Source organism: Heyndrickxia coagulans DSM 1 = ATCC 7050, from assembly GCF_000290615.1.
GTDB classification, from domain to species: Bacteria; Bacillota; Bacilli; order Bacillales; family Bacillaceae_C; genus Weizmannia; species Weizmannia coagulans.
Map to the genome: position 1 here is coordinate 15,279 of NZ_ALAS01000112.1, position 18,631 is coordinate 33,909.

The window sequence follows — 18,631 nt, forward strand, 5'->3', positions numbered from 1 at the left end:
CAACCCTCCTAATAATACAAATGAAAATCCGATAATCCCGTAATTAGAAAAAAGTTAATCAAAATGATCAAAAAAGCGGCCGTATTCCAGTAAGCCAGTGTTTTTCCGAACATGCGGCGGCGTTCGCCGGCATACAGGAGAAAACTGTATACAAGCAGCACGGCAAACGAACCGACAATTTTCGGATCGAACCAGTGAATGGCCGGAAGCCGCAAGTATGCCCATTCCAACCCGAGAATCAGCCCGAGCAAAAGGACCGGGACCGCAATGGCATTCATCCATTTCGAAAGCCGCTCCAGTTTTGCCAGATCATTCAGGCGCCAGATTCTGTGGCTCCATTTCTTTTCCTTCAGCCACTTATATTGTAATAAATACAGAATGGAAAAGACAAAGGACAGGGAAAACAGCACGTAAGCGATCAGCGTCATCGTAATATGCATGAGCAAAAGTTCCGATACCCTTCTCCCTGCTCCTTGTGAGACCTTCCCCGGCGCAAAAGCGTGGACCGTCATGATGAAAAAGCCGATGACGTTTGTAAAAAACACGGTAAAGTCAACGCGCAGCAGGCGGTTCAGGGCCAGAGACAGCGTCAGCAATGCCCATGCATAAAAATAAAGCCCCTCAGACAATGTCAAGACAGGGAACCGTCTGGTGTGGGCCATATACAAGATAAATATCACCGTCTGCAATGCCCAGACAACGGAAAGAAAACGGAAGGCAGCCTTGTTGGCCTTCCGGTTCCGGTGGAGAAAGTCAAGAAAATAAAGCAAAATACTGGCGGCATAAAGCAAAATCATGCCTTCATGCAGCCTGTCCGTCCATACGGCATACATTGCCGGGCTCTCCGGTTAACCCGAATAGGACGGGCGGACTGCATGCCGCGCCATTTCGGCTGCCGGCTCCGCTTGCCCCGTCTCTGTTTCTAAATTGAAAATTTGGCGGAACAGTTCCAGATTCCGGGCTGCATCCGGCGAACCCGCCATTTCTTTTGCCTGCAGAATCGGATCTTTCAGCATCTGGTTGATGATGCTTTTTGTATGTTTGCTGATGACTTTCCGTTCGCGTTCTGTTAAGTCCGGCAGCTTCCGTTCAATGCTTTTCATCGTTTCCGCCTGGATCGCGAGCGCTTTTTCCCGGAGCGCCGTGATCACCGGCACCACTCCGAGTGTATGGACCCATTCATTGAATGCGCAAACGGCATCGGAAATCATGTCCGCAATCTGCCGGGCGGCTTTTTCCCGTTCTTTCAGATTGGCTTCCACGATGCCTTCCAGGTCGTCAATATCATACAGGAAAACGGATTCAAGGGACGCGGCTTCCGGATCAATATTGCGCGGCACGGCAATATCCACAAGCAGCAGCGGGCGCCCGTTCCGTTTCTTTTCAATGGGTTTCAGCATATCTGCTGTAAGGACGTACTCTTTTGCCGAAGTGGAGGTGATCGCGATATCCGCATCCAAAAGCGCGGTTTCCAAAGATGACAGCCCGAGTGCCTCGCCATGGAAGCGTGCGGCAAGGCGCCCGGCTTTTTCCGGCGTCCGGTTGATGACGGTAATCCGGGTGGCGCCGCTGCCGTGAATGTTTTCCACAGCCAGTTCGCCCATCTTGCCGGCGCCGATGATGGCCACTTTTTTATCAGCCATGCCGCCGAAAATTTTCTTCGCAAGCTCCACAGCCGCATAACTGACCGAAACGGCATTGGAAGCAATTTCCGTTTCTGTATGGGCTTTTTTTGCCAGTGTAACCGCATCTTTGAACAGGCGGTTAAAAATGGTGCCGGTTGAACCGGATGCTTGGGCCAGCAGAAAACTGTCTCTCACCTGCCCGAGAATTTGCGTTTCGCCAAGCACCATCGAGTCAAGCCCGCAAATCACTTTAAACAAATGCGCAATGGCTTCGTTGTCTTCGTAAATAAGCAGATAGGGGGCAAATGCTTCCTTATCTATCCCGAACCATTCCGACAAAAAATCTTTAATATAATAACGCCCGGTATGCGCCTGGTCGGCGACCGCATAAATTTCCGTACGGTTGCATGTAGACACGATGACATTTTCCAAAATGCTCTTTTTCTTTTGCAGCGCCGCCATCGCATCCGCGAGGTCCGCCTCATCAAATGACAGCTGTTCGCGGATTTCAACCGGCGCAGATTTATAGTTTAAACCGACAGTAAGTATTCTCATTGTTGCCCTCCGGCACCCCCATTTTATCTTGCCAAATGCATAGGATTGAATGTTGATCTATGTTAAGATGAATAGAAGAAAAAAGATCGTTTTTCCCATTTGGCATAATAACCATTCCTACCTGTAAAATAGCAGAAACAGGCGATGGTTTCAAGCAACTAGATTGAAGGAAAGAAGTGTGTCCCATTGAAAAGCCGCAAAATTTTTTCCGCCATTATCCTGATCGGGTTCGGCCTGTATTTTTATTTGCAGCGTTTTGACCTTACCGGCATGAAGGATTACTTTACATGGCCGACGCTGTTGATCATTGTCGGGCTCGCTTTTTTAGGCGAAGGCTACTGGGGCCGGGACGAGGAATCGATTTTGCCGGGGGTCATTCTCGTCGGGTTCGGCCTCCACTTCCACCTTGCCGGCAAAATCGCAATTTGGCCGGACAATATCGGGGTCTTTGTTCTCATCATTGCCATCGGTTTTTTGCTCCGTTCGCAAAAAACTGGGGATGGCACGTTTTACGGCCTGCTGTTTCTCGTGCTGTCCATCCTGCTCCTGTTTTCCGATAAAGTGATGGGGTGGTTCGGCCTTGTCGAGAACAATGTTTCTTCCCTGATCAATTTCTGGCCGGCCGTGCTTGTCGTTATCGGCGTCTACCTGCTGTTTGCGAAAAGAAGGGGGCGGAAATAACCCGCCCGTAAAAGCCGGGCATTCAAACAGCCCGTGCGCCCGAAAAAACGGCCAGGCGATTCCCACCGGCAAATTCCGGGGACGGGCCGCTACAAGCCCGGCTGAATAAATACTATTTCGGATGCGGTCCCGAAGCCTGCAGAAAAGCCCGGCGCCCACATGCTGGCCCCGGGCTTTTATTCACTTGATTCTTTCCATCAGGGAAGCCCACACTTTGTCCTTCCCCTCTCCTGTTTCAGATGAAAATAAAATGATTTCGTCTTCTTTTTCCAGATTCAGCGTTTCTTTTGCCGTTTTCAAATGGGATGCCCATTTGCCTTTCGGGATTTTATCGGCTTTTGTGGCCACGATGATACACGGGATTTTGTAGTACTTTAAAAAATTGTACATCAGGCAGTCGTCGTTTGTCGGCGGATGCCGGACATCCACAATGAGCACGACCGTCTTCAGCTGTTTTCTTGATGTCATGTACGCCTCAATCATCTGGCCCCATTTTTCCCGTTCTTTTTTCGACACCTTCGCAAACCCGTAGCCGGGAACGTCGACAAAGTACAATTTGTTTTCGATTTTGTAAAAGTTCAGCGTCTGGGTTTTCCCCGGCTTGGAAGAGGTCCGGGCAAGGGCTTTGCGGTTGATCATTTTATTAATAAAGGAAGACTTTCCCACATTTGACCGGCCGGCAAGCGCAATTTCCGGCAAATGCCCTTCCGGATATTGCTCCTGCCGCACCGCGCTGATGACCAGTTCTGCCTCCGTTACTTTCATTTCTCCTCACCTGCAATGGCAATTTCAATGACTTCATCCATATGCGTGACCGGGTAAAAATGGAGATCCCCGCGCACGCTTTCCGGAATGTCATCCAAATCTCTCTCATTTTCTTTCGGAATAATAATTTTTTTCAGCCCCGCTCTATGTGCGCCGAGCGATTTTTCCTTCAATCCGCCGATCGGGAGTACTCTGCCGCGCAGGGTGATTTCGCCTGTCATCCCGACTTCCTTATGCACGGCATGCTTCGTCAGTGCGGAAATCAGGGCGGTTGCAATCGTGATCCCGGCAGAAGGGCCGTCCTTCGGCACAGCGCCTTCCGGAACGTGGATATGAATATCATACTTTTCATGGAAATCCGGCGCAAGCCCGAGTGTTTCCGCTTTGGAGCGGACAAAACTGAAGGCGGTCTGGGCGGACTCTTTCATCACATCCCCAAGTTTTCCGGTCAGGACCAGCTTTCCTTTCCCCGGTGAAAGCGACACTTCGATCTGAAGTGTATCGCCGCCGACGGTCGTGTAGGCAAGCCCGGTCGCCACGCCAACCTGGTCTTCCATTTCGGCCTGCCCGTAATGGTAAAGCGGCTTTCCCAGAAAGTCAACGATATTTTTTGCTGAGACCGTGACCCGTTTTCTTTTCCCGGATACAATGACTTTCGCCGTTTTCCTGCAAACTTCGGCCAATCTCCGTTCCAGTCCGCGCACGCCTGCTTCGCGCGTATAGCGGCGCACGACCAGGCGGAGAGCCTCCGCATCCACCCTCAGCTGATTGCGGGCAAGCCCGTTTTCTTTTATTTGCTTAGGGAGCAGATGGGACTTGGCAATTTCAATTTTTTCCAATTCCGTATAGCCGGAGATCGAAATGATTTCCATCCGGTCGCGCAAAGGGCCGGGAACTGCAGACAGATCGTTGGCCGTTGCAATGAACATCACTTTCGACAAATCATACGGCTCTTCAATAAAATGGTCGCTGAACGCATGGTTCTGTTCCGGATCAAGCACCTCAAGCATCGCTGCTGAGGGGTCGCCGCGAAAGTCGCTGGCCATTTTATCGATTTCATCGAGCAAAAAAACCGGATTTATCGTGCCGGCTTTTTTCATGCCCTGGATGATCCGCCCCGGCATTGCGCCGACATATGTTCTGCGGTGGCCGCGGATTTCCGATTCGTCCCTCACGCCGCCGAGCGAAACGCGGACAAATTTTCTGCCCAAAGATTTTGCAATTGACCGTGCCAGGCTCGTTTTCCCGACACCCGGAGGCCCGGCAAGGCAAAGGATCGGCCCCTTGATCGACCGGGTCAGCTGCTGCACCGCCAGGTATTCAAGGACGCGCTCCTTCACTTTTTCAAGGCCGTAGTGGTCTTCGTTCAAAATCTTTTCCGCTTTTGCGACGTTGAGGTCATCTTCTGTAGCGTTCGACCACGGGAGCGTGATCAGCCAGTCCAAATAATTGCGGATCACCGCGCTTTCAGACGAAGCGGCCGGAATTTTTTCATACCGGTCCAATTCTTTGAACGCGGTATTGGCCACATGCTCGGGCATGCCGGCATTCAGAATTTTTTCGCGCAGCTCATGCACTTCCGCCGTTTTGCCTTCTTTATCCCCGAGTTCTTTCTGGATGGCTTTCATTTGTTCCCGCAAATAATATTCTTTTTGCGTCCGCTCCATCGACTTTTTCACTTGCTGGCTGATTTCTTTTTCAAGCTGCAAAATTTCCTGTTCATTTTTGATCAGCCCGATCAGCTTTCGAATTCTTTCTTTTATGTCAATCGTTTCGAGAATGTCCTGCTTTTGCGGAAGGCGGAGCGGCAAATGGGATGCGATAATATCGGCCGCCTTGCCCCCGTCTTCCATATCGGAGACCGCCTGGAAGGTTTCACCCGAAATTTTTTTCGACTGGCTGATGTACTGATTGAAAAATTCGAGCATCGTGCGCATCAACGCTTCCGTTTCTGCATCCGGCAGAAACCGCTCATCAAATGTTTCGACTTCGACGGAATAGAAGGTGCCTTCATCTTCAAAAGATACAATTTTTGCGCGCCGCACGCCTTCCACGAGCACGCGGATGGTCCCGTTCTGCAGTTTCATCATCTGGTTCACTTTTGTGAGCGTTCCGGTTTGGTATAAATCTTCCTGTTTTGGTTCTTCGATGGAAACGTCTTTTTGTGTCGTCATGAAAACTTCGCTGCCATGCATCATGGCGTTTTCAAGGGCCTGTACAGAGTAGTCCCGGCCGACGTCCAAGTGCAAAACCATCGATGGATACACAAGAATCCCCCGTAAAGGAAGCAAAGGAACTGTGTATGCGGATTGTGTTGTCATCTCAGCACCCCTATCTTGATACGTCTTTAGGGGGCCTGTCCATTAACCCCCTATGAGCGCATTGTCGTTAAAATGTTTCTTTAATGCGATATCCAGGACTTCTTCAAGCTGCCGGACCGGAACGATCGCAATGCCGGTGATTTCCTTGAATGAGGCCTGCATGTTTTCGGCAGGAATGATCACCGTTTTGGCGCCTGCCTGTTTTGCTGCTTTTATTTTGGCATACACGCCGCCGACCGGTTTGACCTTGCCGTGCAGGCTGATTTCCCCTGTCATGGCTGCTGTCTGGTCAACAGGAATTTTATAAATGGCGGAATAAATGCCGCATGCCATCGCAATCCCGGCGGAAGGGCCGTCAACCGGAATCCCGCCCGGAAAATTGACATGGAGGTCATACTGGTCAGCGGGCACACCCATCGTCCGTAAAACGGTAATGACGTTTTCGGCGGAACCTCTCGCCATGCTTTTTCTGCGGACCGATTTCCCTTCGCCGCCGATGCTCTCTTCGTCCACAATCCCGGTAATGTTGACGCTGCCCTTTTCTTTTGCCGGAATGGCCGCCACTTCAATTTCAAGAAGTATCCCTGTGTTCGGCCCGGTTACGGCAAGCCCGTTGACAAGGCCGGCCGCCGGCTGTTCAGGGGCCCTTTTCTCATAGCGCGGCGACAACTGGCTGGCTGTTGCCACCCATTCCAGGTCCTGCTCCCGGATAAAATCCTGTCCTTCCTGGATCGCAAGTCCTGCAGCAATTTGCACCATATTGACCGCTTCCCTGCCGTTTTGGGTATATTGCGCCAAAATGTCCAGGCCGTTTTCGCTGATTGCCATATGGATTTTATCAGCTGCCTTTTTTGCAACCTGTTTAATTTCGCTGCGGTCAAGTTCGCGAAAAAACACTTCCATGCAGCGCGAACGGATGGCCGGCGGAATTTCGTTCGGCGTTCTGGTCGTTGCGCCGATCAGCCGGAAATCCGCAGGCAGCCCGTTTTGGAAAATATCATGGATATGATGCGGAATTTCCCGGTTTTCAGGATTGTAATACGCACTTTCCAAAAAAACTTTCCTGTCTTCCAGTACTTTCAATAATTTATTCATTTGAACCGGGTGCAATTCCCCGATTTCATCAATAAACAGGACGCCGCCGTGGGCAGAGGTGACCGCACCCTGCTTCGGCTGCGGGATGCCGGCCTGACCCATGGCGCCCGCCCCCTGGTAGATCGGGTCGTGAACGGAACCGATTAAAGGATCGGCAATGCCCCTCTCATCAAAGCGGGCTGTTGTGGCATCCAGTTCAACAAAAACAGCGTCGTGTTGAAAAGGGGATTTCGGATTTTTTTTGGCTTCCTCAAGCACAAGCCGGGCCGCTGCCGTTTTGCCGACACCGGGCGGCCCGTAAATGATACAGTGTTGCGGGTTCGGGCCGCAAAGCGCCGCCCGCAGCGCTTTAATGCCGTCTTCCTGGCCCACAATATCCGCGAACGCTACCGGGCGGACGCGTTCCGAAAGCGGCACAGATAAAGAAATTTCCCGCAGTTTCCGCAACTGTTCCATTTCTTTTTTCGATTCCCTGTCTATCGTCATTTTTTGTGTTTTTTGGCTTTTTAACAAGTTCCAAAAGTAAAGCCCGATTATGACCCCGAAAAATAACTGGATCAATAAGGCAATCCCCGTCCAATTCATCCTATTCCCTCCAAGCATTTCAGTTGCAGCCTGATCATGCCGCTTCCTTATTTACCTAGTATCTCCGGCTGCCGGAGGGAATAAACGGGGATTTCTGAAAACCGGGAACGGGTAAGTGGAAGAAAAAAGGGCAAGCGCACCGCTCGCCCTTTGCTTCTTTATTCTGCTTCGCTTTTCATTTTGCCGGCGCTGTGCCAATACCGAGAATATTTGCCCCTGCTGCCGGAGGCCGGTTCCTGCTCAAAAAGAATGTTCACGCCGGATTGCCGGCGGGCAGCCCGGCTCCGTTTTATTTATGCCGATTTTGTCTGGTCGCTGCCTTCAATGACTGTGCCGTCTTTCAGCACAAGTCGCGGGAATTCTTTGTCCAGGACGGATTCTTTTGTGACAATACATTTTTTAATATCTTCCCGGGACGGCAAGTCGAACATCACATCGAGCATAATGCCTTCAATAATGGAACGCAGGCCGCGTGCACCCGTTTTTCTTTCGATCGCTTTTTTCGCGATTTCCTTCAGCGCATCCTGTTCGAATTCCAATTCTACATGGTCGAGTTCCAACATTTTTTTATACTGCTTGACCAGCGCATTTTTCGGTTCGGTCAAAATTTTAATCAATGCCTCTTCGTCCAATTGTTCCAAAGTGGCAATGACCGGAAGGCGGCCGATGAATTCCGGAATCAGCCCGAAAGAAAGCAAATCTTCCGGCAGTACCTGCTTCAGGAGCGATTTTTCATCGAGTTCGTCATTTTTTAAATCGGTGCCGAAACCGATCACTTTTTTGCCGAGGCGGCGTTTAATGATCTGGTCGATGCCGTCAAACGCACCGCCGCAAATAAACAGAATATTGGTTGTGTCAATCTGGATAAATTCCTGGTGCGGATGTTTGCGCCCTCCTTGAGGCGGAACGCTCGCAACCGTGCCTTCCAAAATTTTCAGGAGCGCCTGCTGCACGCCTTCACCGGAAACATCGCGCGTAATCGAAGGGTTTTCCGATTTACGGGCAATTTTATCAATCTCATCAATATAGATGATGCCTTTTTCCGCTTTTTCCACATCATAATCAGCCGCCTGGATCAGCTTTAACAAAATATTTTCGACGTCTTCTCCAACATAGCCGGCTTCCGTCAGCGATGTGGCATCGGCAATCGCAAACGGCACATTCAAAATGCGTGCCAGCGTTTGCGCAAGCAACGTTTTCCCGCTCCCCGTCGGCCCGATTAAGCAAATATTGCTTTTTGCCAGCTCTACTTCATCAATTTTGCTGTTGGAATTAATCCGTTTATAATGGTTATATACGGCAACCGCAAGCGATTTTTTCGCCTGTTCCTGGCCGATTACATATTCCGCAAGAATTTCACGGATTTCATGCGGTTTCGGAATGTCTTTGAATTCCACTTCTTCTTCCGTGCCAAATTCCTCTTCAACAATTTCCGTGCACAATTCAATGCATTCATCACATATATACACACCCGGACCAGCGACCAATTTTCGCACCTGGTCCTGCGATTTTCCGCAGAAAGAACATTTTAACTGCTGTTTTTCATCGCTGAATTTGAACATTCCATTCACCCCTTATATTGTACTTCTTCCACTCCATTGGCAGTTCCTGAAATAACAGGGACCCTTCATGACTCCCGCTTACCATTATACAAACCCCTTTTGCTGTGATTTGTATATGGATTGTATCACAAAACTATGGTGGCAGGAAATAAACTGCTTATATCATTCTCCATGCATATGTAAAATTCCTGTCTACTCCAGATTTTCCCAAAAACCAGACAAATATTCTTCTCCATCCTGAAAAATTGCACCGCTAAGTTTCTGGTGCGCTTCTCTTACAGTATAGGCTTCTATGTATTTTTTTTTTGGCACAGCCCGCAGGTTAGAAAACAAGACACGAGCCAGTGCCGTGCCTTGTATTTCTATTTATATTATGCAACAGTTTTGCTGTTTTGCACAAGAAAATCGATCGCTTTGCGCGCTTTCAGATCGGCTTTGATGCCATCCGTAGAACCGAGCACCCGCCTGATATCTTCAACGGGCATGCCGTACATTTCGGACATGCGTTTCAGTTCTTCATCCACTTCTTCATCGGATACTTCAAGCTTTTCCGCATTGGCAATCGCTTCAAGCGTCAGATTAAAGCGGACGCGTTTTTCCGCATCTTCTTTCATCTGATTGCGGAGCGCTTCTTCATTCTGGCCGGAGAACTGATAGTAAAGTTCAAGGTTCAGCCCCTGGGCACTCAGGTTTTGTTCGAATTCTTGCAGCATGCGGTTCAATTCCGTATTGATCATCGCTTCCGGAATGTCCATTTCCGCATTTTCCGCTGCTTTTTCGACCACTGCATCTTCAACCGCGTGTTTTGCCGCATGTTCTTTCGATTCTTTTAAGTCTTTTTTGATTTTTTCTTTTAATGCATCCAGCGTTTCCACTTCGTCATCCGCATCCTGCGCGAATTCATCATCCAGTTCAGGCAGGTGTTTCGCTTTGATTTCATGGACTTTTACCTTGAAAACAGCTTTTTTGCCTGCAAGTTCACTAGCATGGTATTCTTCCGGGAAAGTGACTTCGATTTCTTTTTCATCGCCGGTTTTTACGCCTACTAATTGTTCTTCAAAACCCGGGATGAAGTTGCCCGACCCAAGTTCAAGCGAATAGTTTTCCGCAGATCCGCCTTCGAACGCTTCGCCGTCAACGAATCCTTCGAAGTCGATGACAACCGTGTCGCCCATTTCCGCTTCGCCGTCTTCCTTGATCACGAGTTCGGCAAGGCGTTCCTGCAGTTTCTTCAATTCTTCTTCCACGTCTTCGTCCGTTACTTCTGTATCCGGTTTTTCGACTTCAAGGCCTTTGTATTCGCCAAGTTTTACTTCCGGTTTCACGGTAACAGTCGCTTTAAAGATTAACGGTTTGCCTTTTTCCATTTGTTCGACATCAATATTCGGCGTATCGACCGGTTCAATGCCGGTTTCTTCGATCGCTTTTTCGTATTCGCCAGGCACGATCATATCCAGTGCATCCTGGTAAAGAGATTCCACACCGAAACGTTTTTCAAATAAAGGACGCGGGATTTTCCCCTTCCGGAAACCCGGGACATTGATTTGTTTTACTACTTTTTTGAAGGCTTTATCCAGACTTTTATCAACCGTTTCAGCATCTACTTCAACTGTCAGGATCCCCTGGTTTCCTTCAGTTTTTTCCCATTTTGCTGACATACCTTTCCCTCCAACAATCTATAAATAATAATGTAATAATAGGAAATAGACCGGGTCTGTTTCCTGATTCCCTTGTCTATTGCTTTTTTCAAATACGGATTGAAAAAAGACAGTTTACAACCATTTAATTATAACACAGCTTTTTTGTCTTTCAATGATGAGCCTACAGATTCGGCAAAGAAATTTCCTCAAGGCTTTCGAGATAGCGGACGGCCTCAAGCAGCGCATCCGGCTCCACCGAATAGTACATCGCGATTTTATCCAAATACGCTTCCTGCCCGAAAAGCTTCAGGCCCATGCTGTAATAGGCAGCCGCCCACAGCGAGGGATCTTCCGGCTCCGGTTCAAACGGATACAGCAGGAAAAAGTGCCGATCCAAAACCGTTTTAACTTGGGCAAAAAGGGTCGGATTTTTTTGTTCGACATCCCTTGAAAGCCGCGTAATCAAAAGATTGTACAGCTGCGTTTCAAAAATCGGCAAAAGATGCGCGGGATTTACGGCGCCAGCCTTGCCGAGTTTTTGCACTTCGAATTCATCCGTGATCCCCTGTTCTTTTAAAACATTCAGCAAAAGGGTCTGGATAAACGGATGTTCGTCCGGATCCCGGATATACGCCCGGATTTCATCGAGATACGGGCGTATATTTTCATGCACCAGATGCGAAACCCGCAAGATTTGTTCTTCCTGGTTCTCGGTTTCAAAAAGTTTGCGGCCTGTCTGCCCGGGCTCCTGTTCCGGTTTTGGCATCTGCATCCGCTTTTCACTGAAAGCGAGCAGTTTTTCATAATGGTCCAGCTTGTCCGGCGGGGCTTCTTTTTCTTCCAGCAGGGCATGCAGGGTGCTGCTGATTTCTTCATGTTCACCGAGCTGCACAAGAATCATGAGAAACAGATCGAGAATTTCGAAGTAATCGCCGGTTCCTTCACGAAGCATTTGCCTGCCCTGTTCTTTCGCTCTTTCATAATCGCCGGCTTCATAGAGTGCAATCATGTAGGCGGTCCCGATCTCCCCATCGTCATGGTCAAGCCGGCGTGCCTGGCGAAGCAGCGCGGCAGCTTCTTTATATTCTTTTTGGCTGATGGATTCGAGTCCCCGCTCCAAGAGGCGTTCTTTCAGACGAGGGAACGGCACCACATTGCTTTTTCCGTTTTTCATTGTCCATTCCGCCTTTTTTTAGATCGTCACTAGTGTAGCATGAACCGGTTTTTTTGCAAAGGGATTATACTGCCGGGGGGCTTTCCATTATGAAAAAAGCCAAACACAGAAAGCCATAAAGCTTCCGTGTCCGGCTTGCTTATTTCTTATCCGGCCTGATATCGTGAATGTCCTCTTCCTCAGCCATTTCCGTGCCGTAAGCAAGGCGCTGGTTTTGCCTTTTTGCCGTTTTTTCGCCGCTTGGGGCATCATGTTGCAAAAACCTGTGCACGAATACTTCCGCAGCCGAAATCAGGCAGGCGGCAATGATGCTGCCCCATGCAATTTGCAAATAATTGTCAAGCACCACGTTCCCGAAAATCCAGACACTGGCATAAACAAGCAAAAAGTCGACAACTGTTGCTTTCCAGTTCCCGATGCGCGGTAAAAGGAGCACATCCCCGACAACATAAGACACAATTGTTACAAGCAGGCTGAACGATAAAATATCTGTGATCGTCGCATAGAAAAAGAAGTCAAGCGCAACCGCAAAAGCGACGATGCACGTGATAAATTTTGCCAGTAAAACCATTGCATTCCGCATTCCAGTTCCTCCCTTAAACAGGCAGTTTTACTTATAGTTTGTCCAAATGAAAAAGGATTGAAACATATTGTGATGATTTAAAAGAAGAAAAAAGGGGTAAAGCTATAACAAGTCTACACATGACGGAGGGATTCGATGAAAAGGTCAACGATGAATCTGATTTCAGGCACTTTGCTTTCCGCCGGGGTAGCCGTGCTGGCCATGGCCGCTTGCAACAAACGGCAAAAAGATTCGGCTGAAACTTGGGAAGACACGGATATGAGAAACAGCAAAAAAATCGACCGGATGGAAAGTGTGGATGCAGACAAAGTGCCGGAAGAAAAAGGACTTACACAGCTGGACTCCACATACCGTTCCGAATGGATCGCAAACGGATTTCCGCAAACCCATAAAGAAATGAAAGAACTGGAAAAAGAAGGGCAAAAATCATAACTGCTCTTTCCGCCATTTTACACAAAAGGCCGGGCAACAAGGGAAAATCCCTACTGCCCGGCCTTTTTGCGGTTATACGCTACGTCCCAGGAGGGATTCGAACCCCCGACCTGCGGCTTAGAAGGCCGATGCTCTATCCTGCTGAGCTACTGGGACACTTTAAAATGGTTTGTTGTCAAATATTTTCCATTTCAATCAAAAATCACTTGAAAACAAACCTTATAAGGTTTGTTACGAACATATTTCATTTTAATCAGCAGGTGGGCAAATGTCAATCATGAATTTGAAAAAAACACGATTTTTTCCTGCAACGGGCGGGTGCAGCAGCAGGCAGCGGTTTCCGCAACCGGATTGGCCCGGCTTCGTACCCGCCTTGCTCTGCAGCCGGAGTTCCCGGCGTCATAACGAGAATTCCTGGCGTAAATCCTCAAGTTCGCGGTGCTTGTCCGTATAAAATGAAACACGGATCGTATTTCCGTTTTTCTCCACAATCGCATACGTCCGTTCCGTCCTGCCCCTTGGCATCAAAAGGCTGCCGGGATTCAGGAAAAGAGTATTTTCAATCAGCTCGGCACCGAGAATATGGGAGTGCCCGAAAAAAACAAAATCCGCCCCCACTTCTTTTGCTTTATAAGACAAATTCAACAGGGTCATTTTTACATTATAATGGTGGCCGTGGGTGACAAATATTTTGCTGTCCCCAATTTCTTTCGTGATATCAAGCGGAAATTTCCGCTCATAATCGCAATTGCCGCGCACGGTTAAAAAGTCCCGGATGGCCTCCTCGTCCGCACGCAACTCCGAATCGCCGCAATGGATCATCGCGTCCATTTCCCCAACGTACCGCCGTTTAAGCTCGAGCAGCTCTTCCGTAAGTCCGTGGCTGTCACTTGCAATCAGCAGTTTCATTTTTTGCCTTCCTCCCCTAAAATCGAATACAGTGCATCCGAAAGTTTCGCCAGTGCATGGGCACGGTGGCTGATTTTATTTTTTTCTTCGGCAGAAAGCTGGGCAAGCGTTTTTCCGGACGAAAGCATAAAAATGGGATCGTACCCGAATCCGTTCTCTCCGATCCTTTCCCGCGTGATCCTTCCCTGAAGCGTTCCGGAAACCGTAAATGTTTCTTTTCCGGGGCGCGCAACCGCAAGTGCACAATAGAAAGAAGCTGTACGTTTTTCATTCGGTACCCCTTCAAGCTCGGAAAGCACCTTATCGATGTTTGCCTCATCATTTTTCTCTTTCCCTGCGTAGCGTGCAGAAAAAACCCCCGGCCTGCCGCCAAGCGCATCGATCATAAGCCCCGAATCATCGGCAATCGCCATCATGCCGTATGCATTGGCCGCCGCTTCCGCTTTTAAAATCGCATTTTCTTCAAACGTTTTCCCCGTTTCCTCTACGTCCGGTGCGCCTTCCATATCCAAAAGCGTTTTAACCTCGAGCCCGAACCGGGAAAATAAAGCTGCAAATTCTTTTGCTTTGCCTTTGTTTTTTGTTGCAATTAAAACAGCCGCCAATTTTCTCCCCCTTTACCGGAAATGTAGTATGTATGCACGATACAAATAAGAGGTAGTCTGGCTACCCCTTTTGTCTCATATTCTATAGTATAACAAAAAAACGATGCTAAAAACTACCCGTGTTGACTTTTTCCGGCCTTGTCACCGGTTCTGAAACCGATTTTCCGTCTTCCGTAACAACCTTTGTACTGCCGTCCACTTCGACTGCAACGCTTTTAATCCCTTTTTGCTCTGTCAGCGTCAGGACGAGCGGCTCCAGCACTTCGTTTGAGATCATCTTTTTATCGAGGCTCCCTAAAATTTCTTTATTAAAATCAAGCGTCACTTTCCCGTTTGCAATTTCCGGCTGTTTCTTCAGTTTGACATCGTCCATGAATCCGGACACAAGATGGGAACCCGGGGAAGGACCTTTGACCAGTTCTTCAACCGCTGCTGCCACATCGTCCTTGCTGCTGTTCGCAACACGCTTTGTTACCGGCACATAATAGCTTTGTCCGCCTGTTTCCGCCAAATAATAAACGGTGACCGGATGGGTATTTGTAATATCGGCAACATACTTTGTATCTGTATTGATGCCTGCTTCCCTTGTCAAACCGCCCGGGCTTACCGGTGTCCCTGCAACCGGCATCGCCTTCAGTTTTTTGCCGTTCATTTTAAGCGAGACTTTTTGAATGGAGTCGAACTGGGTCAGCGTCCATGTGACCGATTCCAATATTTTTTGTTCATCGTGCGCTTGATAGTCTTTAAAATCCCCCGAAAAATCGACCGTCGCCAAACCGTCTTTCACATCTACCGACAACTGCGTATTCGCAGGAAGCACCGCGCGGAAGCCGTTCGGCAGCAAATTGGAAACCGGGCCGTCCTGCACGAGGTATTCCAGTGCCTGTTTTGCAATGCTTTTGCTTTCAGGCAAGGCGATCGTTTGCGGAACGACATAACCATTTTTGTCAATCAAATACAGTTCTGTCAGCACCTGCCCTTTCTTTGCTGTTGCGGTTTGTTTGGTCCCATCTTTTACAGAAACACTTTGATGCGGATCGATTTTTTCCGGCTGCTTCTCAGGCAGCAGGCTGCAACCCGAGATCCAGATGCCGCATGCCGCAAGCGCCAGGGCAAACTTGCCGGCTGCCTTTATCTTTTTTGCCATCCCTTTCCCCTCCCGAAGACTGTTTGTACTACTATGTATACTGGCTTTCCGCAAATTTAGACCGGACATGCAAAAATTTCCGGGGCAGAATAAAAACGGCACGCTTTTCCATAATAAAAATACAGCTGAACAGGAGAGATTGATTTGGACCAGACACTGGGCGTCCATGAAACGCTTGATATGCACGAAATATTAATGTTTAAAAACATCTGTTTAACAAAATCCGCAACCATGTCGGCCATTGCCGTTTCTATGCGGACTTGGGCTAAGGCAAAACAAAAAACCATCCAATCAGGAGAGCGTCTCCCCCAATTGAATGGTTTCCACACAAGTAATATCCTGTTCAAGCCAGTCTGATGCAAGCGCGGCAAATATTTTGCTCGAGCCGGTGGTGTAAAAGCGGTGCTTCTGCCGCGTGTCTTCCATATTAAAAAGGTCGTGGAAGTAAAGAAGCGTGCTTACTTCGCGCGCGGTTTCCTCCCCGGAACTGATGACCGAAACGCCCGCGCCCATCACGTTTTTGATAATCGGCCCGAGGAGCGGATAATGGGTACACCCGAGAATGACTGTGTCAATGCCGCAATTTTGGATCGGATACAAGGTTTCGGCGACAATTTTTTTGGCAATCGGGCTGTTGTACTGGCCGCTTTCCACAAGCGGGACAAATTTCGGGCAGGCAAGCGCTGTAATCCTGACTTTTTTATTGATACTTTTTAACGCCCGTTCATACGCCTGGCTTTTAATCGTGCCGACCGTGCCGAGCACGCCGATCCGGAAATTTTTTGTATGTTTTAAAGCGGCCCGCGCGCCGGGATAAATGACGCCGAGAACCGGAATCTTCAGCTCTTCCCTGACTTCGTCCAAAATCACTGCCGTAGCCGTATTGCAGGCGATGACCAGCATTTTAATTTGTTTGTCCATCAGAAAACGGATCATCTGCCAGGTGAATTTTTTGACTTCTTCCACCGGCCGCGGTCCGTACGGGCATCGTGCTGTGTCGCCCACATAATAAATGGTCTCATTCGGAAGCTGGCGCATCATTTCCTTTGCCACGGTCAGGCCGCCAACCCCCGAATCAATCACGCCTATTGGTGCATTCAAACTTCTCGCCTCATTCTGTCTTCATTTCCTGATGCAACTGCAGCAAGTTGCTTTTTAATTTGACCAGCTCATCCGGTGAAAAATGGCTCAGCACACCCTGCAGGTAAGCTTGCCGTTTCCGGATCACTTCGCCGATTAATACCCGCCCTTTTTCCAGTAAATGAATGCGGACAACCCGCCGGTCATGCGGATCTTTTACGCGCCTGACGAGTTCATTTTTTTCCATCCGGTCAATCAGGTCCGTCGTTGTGCTGAAAGCCAGATACATCCGGTTCGACAGTTCCCCGATCGTCATGTCGCCTTCTTCAAAAAGCCATTGAAGCGCCAGAAACTGCGGCGGCGTAATTTTATAATCGCTTAATAATTCACGGCCCTTTTGCTTGACAATGCCGGATATGTAACGCAAATCTTTTTCAATCTGTGCCACAACTTCCGGATCATGTATGTATGGTTGCTGTTCCATGTCCAAAGCGGCCCCTCTCTCAAAAATACGGTGATGACTGTTTTACTATAAGCTATTTTGACCCTTTTCACCCGAAATTTCAAGAAAGAGTTTCACATAGGCTTTCGTTCCATTGCTTTCCAAGTAAAGCTGCGGAAGGAAAAGCGGCCCGGTGCACGGTTGTGAAAACACTGTCCGGGCAAAATTTGCATATTGAATAAGCTTCCGGCCTTCCATTTTTTGTAAAATAAAACGGCACGCTGCGGTTCCAAGCCAATGGCGCTTGATGGAACGTGCACCGGGTGCGGATACAGGGGAATTTTTCACCCGGCATTTCCTTTATGGGCGAAAAAACATGCGGCAGGCATTCGGCCGGGTAGCCGTCACTCGGTTACGAGATTCGTGATAACGGCACGGCCGCGGTAAATTTTCACCACTGCTACAGCGCGCCCTTTTGTTGCCGCCTGCTCGATTTCTTTTCCGGCATGCTGGGGCACAAAAAATTTGTCAAGATGATAATCAATATACACTTTTTGATCGCCGTCTTCCCAAGCTTTCCCTTTTAAATATATTCCGCCCCGCGGCTTTTCGGCGGATACGGTTTTCACATGGCAGATGCCTGCCTCATCTTTTTTAAGCAGGGCATACACGGTCAGCTCCCCGCCTTTATGGCGCGCAAAATACTCGATGGCACTGCGGTCCAGGCGGCTTTCCGGCACCGTTTCCGCTTCAAGATTCACCTGTATATAATCGCCCCTGAAGGCATCCGTCGGGTCCACCGGCTCCATTCGCAATTTGACCGGTTCCCCGACAGCAACCGTATATAACGGCGGAACAATCATCCCGAGTAAAATGGCAATCGGAACAAATGCAGCAAGCCGCATCAACACACATCCTTTCATGCGATTGTACTGTATTTTGGCGGATGTTTTCATGTGGGAAAAGCCGGAAACAAAATGCCGGCAGAGCATCGTCCGCCTGTATGGTGAACTACCCTCCACTTATCAACCTTACGGTTTGATTGAAGTGGGGGCTTCTCGACTTATCGTTGCTTTTACTAGCCAACGAAAACTGACCGAGCTAACCCTCTTGTTCCAAGAGTTTTGTTACTTATGATAACGCGAATAAGCGTAATCCCTCATTTTTGATATTGATTGCTGAATTATAGTCGCGATCTGCCACATAACCGCACGAACAACGGTAGGTGCGTTCAGATAGTTTCACAGGTTTTTCTGCACCACAACAAGAACACTTCTTAGTGGAGGGAAACCACTTATCAATTTTCACAAGTTGTTTCCCCTGTTCTTTTAGCTTATACGCTGGATTTAAGTCAATATTTTGGACACCAATAAGTGAAATTTAATTTTGATCTCATGCCATATTTTTCATGACATCGCTGGTCGCTTGAC

At 48.7% G+C, this 18,631-nt stretch carries 17 protein-coding genes, 1 tRNA gene and 1 pseudogene; 2 read left to right on the forward strand and 17 right to left on the reverse strand.

What is annotated here, in order from left to right; translation table 11 throughout:
- Positions 1-8: 8 nt before the first annotated feature.
- Positions 9-833, reverse strand: coding sequence for a cytochrome c biogenesis protein CcsA (gene ccsA / locus IC21_RS05470; protein ID WP_029142257.1), 825 nt, complete (start codon positions 831-833; stop codon positions 9-11).
- A gap of 15 nt (positions 834-848) precedes the next feature.
- Positions 849-2,180 carry a glutamyl-tRNA reductase gene (hemA, locus tag IC21_RS05475; RefSeq protein ID WP_019720883.1) on the reverse strand — a complete coding sequence of 444 codons (1,332 nt, stop codon included), beginning with the start codon at positions 2,178-2,180 and terminating at the stop codon, positions 849-851.
- 186 nt (positions 2,181-2,366) lie between these two features.
- Between hemA and IC21_RS05480 the strand changes: the two genes are divergently transcribed.
- On the forward strand, positions 2,367-2,861 hold the full coding sequence (locus tag IC21_RS05480; RefSeq protein WP_019720884.1) for a LiaI-LiaF-like domain-containing protein: 495 nt from the start codon (positions 2,367-2,369) through the stop codon (positions 2,859-2,861).
- Between the two features lie 180 nt (positions 2,862-3,041).
- Here IC21_RS05480 and yihA read toward each other — a convergent pair whose 3' ends face one another.
- The 7 genes from yihA to IC21_RS05515 form a co-directional block, all read right to left on the reverse strand.
- Positions 3,042-3,626: a ribosome biogenesis GTP-binding protein YihA/YsxC gene (gene yihA, locus IC21_RS05485; protein ID WP_017553800.1), complete on the reverse strand. Its 585-nt coding sequence runs from the start codon at positions 3,624-3,626 to the stop codon at positions 3,042-3,044.
- Positions 3,623-5,947, reverse strand: coding sequence for an endopeptidase La (gene lon / locus IC21_RS05490; protein ID WP_029142256.1), 2,325 nt, complete (start codon positions 5,945-5,947; stop codon positions 3,623-3,625). The genes yihA and lon overlap by 4 nt, the downstream gene beginning before the upstream one ends.
- Positions 5,948-5,989: 42 nt before the next feature.
- The gene (gene lonB, locus IC21_RS05495) at positions 5,990-7,627 is read right to left on the reverse strand and encodes an ATP-dependent protease LonB (RefSeq protein WP_029142255.1); all 1,638 of its coding nucleotides are present in this window, start codon (positions 7,625-7,627) and stop codon (positions 5,990-5,992) included.
- A 293-nt stretch (positions 7,628-7,920) separates the two neighbouring features.
- Complete coding sequence (gene clpX, locus IC21_RS05500) at positions 7,921-9,189, reverse strand: ATP-dependent protease ATP-binding subunit ClpX (protein ID WP_029142254.1); 1,269 nt, start codon at positions 9,187-9,189, stop codon at positions 7,921-7,923.
- A gap of 371 nt (positions 9,190-9,560) precedes the next feature.
- Positions 9,561-10,847 carry a trigger factor gene (gene tig, locus IC21_RS05505; RefSeq protein WP_017553805.1) on the reverse strand — a complete coding sequence of 429 codons (1,287 nt, stop codon included), beginning with the start codon at positions 10,845-10,847 and terminating at the stop codon, positions 9,561-9,563.
- Positions 10,848-11,010: 163 nt separating this feature from the next.
- Positions 11,011-12,003 carry a tetratricopeptide repeat protein gene (locus tag IC21_RS05510; protein ID WP_019720887.1) on the reverse strand — a complete coding sequence of 331 codons (993 nt, stop codon included), beginning with the start codon at positions 12,001-12,003 and terminating at the stop codon, positions 11,011-11,013.
- 139 nt (positions 12,004-12,142) lie between these two features.
- Positions 12,143-12,586, reverse strand: a complete 444-nt coding sequence (locus IC21_RS05515; protein WP_029142253.1) for a YndM family protein — start codon at positions 12,584-12,586, stop codon at positions 12,143-12,145.
- 135 nt (positions 12,587-12,721) lie between these two features.
- Here IC21_RS05515 and IC21_RS05520 point away from each other — a divergent pair, with 135 nt between their 5' ends.
- The gene (locus IC21_RS05520) at positions 12,722-13,018 is read left to right on the forward strand and encodes a hypothetical protein (protein WP_013859847.1); all 297 of its coding nucleotides are present in this window, start codon (positions 12,722-12,724) and stop codon (positions 13,016-13,018) included.
- A gap of 82 nt (positions 13,019-13,100) precedes the next feature.
- Here the strand turns inward: IC21_RS05520 and IC21_RS05525 are convergent.
- From IC21_RS05525 to IC21_RS16155, 8 genes and pseudogenes are all read right to left on the reverse strand, one after another.
- Positions 13,101-13,174: transfer RNA gene (locus IC21_RS05525), tRNA-Arg, on the reverse strand.
- Between the two features lie 243 nt (positions 13,175-13,417).
- Positions 13,418-13,927, reverse strand: a complete 510-nt coding sequence (locus IC21_RS05530; protein WP_019720890.1) for a metallophosphoesterase family protein — start codon at positions 13,925-13,927, stop codon at positions 13,418-13,420.
- Entirely contained in the window at positions 13,924-14,532 is a 609-nt protein-coding gene (locus tag IC21_RS05535) for an XTP/dITP diphosphatase (RefSeq protein ID WP_019720891.1), read from the reverse strand. The genes IC21_RS05530 and IC21_RS05535 overlap by 4 nt, the downstream gene beginning before the upstream one ends.
- 106 nt (positions 14,533-14,638) lie before the next feature.
- The gene (locus IC21_RS05540) at positions 14,639-15,679 is read right to left on the reverse strand and encodes a GerMN domain-containing protein (RefSeq protein WP_019720892.1); all 1,041 of its coding nucleotides are present in this window, start codon (positions 15,677-15,679) and stop codon (positions 14,639-14,641) included.
- Between the two features lie 291 nt (positions 15,680-15,970).
- On the reverse strand, positions 15,971-16,780 hold the full coding sequence (gene racE / locus IC21_RS05550) for a glutamate racemase (RefSeq protein ID WP_013859855.1): 810 nt from the start codon (positions 16,778-16,780) through the stop codon (positions 15,971-15,973).
- Between the two features lie 10 nt (positions 16,781-16,790).
- On the reverse strand, positions 16,791-17,243 hold the full coding sequence (locus tag IC21_RS05555; protein WP_013859856.1) for a MarR family winged helix-turn-helix transcriptional regulator: 453 nt from the start codon (positions 17,241-17,243) through the stop codon (positions 16,791-16,793).
- 362 nt (positions 17,244-17,605) lie between these two features.
- Complete coding sequence (locus tag IC21_RS05565) at positions 17,606-18,106, reverse strand: GDYXXLXY domain-containing protein (protein ID WP_234969530.1); 501 nt, start codon at positions 18,104-18,106, stop codon at positions 17,606-17,608.
- 226 nt (positions 18,107-18,332) lie between these two features.
- Positions 18,333-18,542 (reverse strand): annotated as a pseudogene (locus IC21_RS16155) (zinc ribbon domain-containing protein); the annotation flags it as partial.
- Positions 18,543-18,631: the final 89 nt, after the last annotated feature.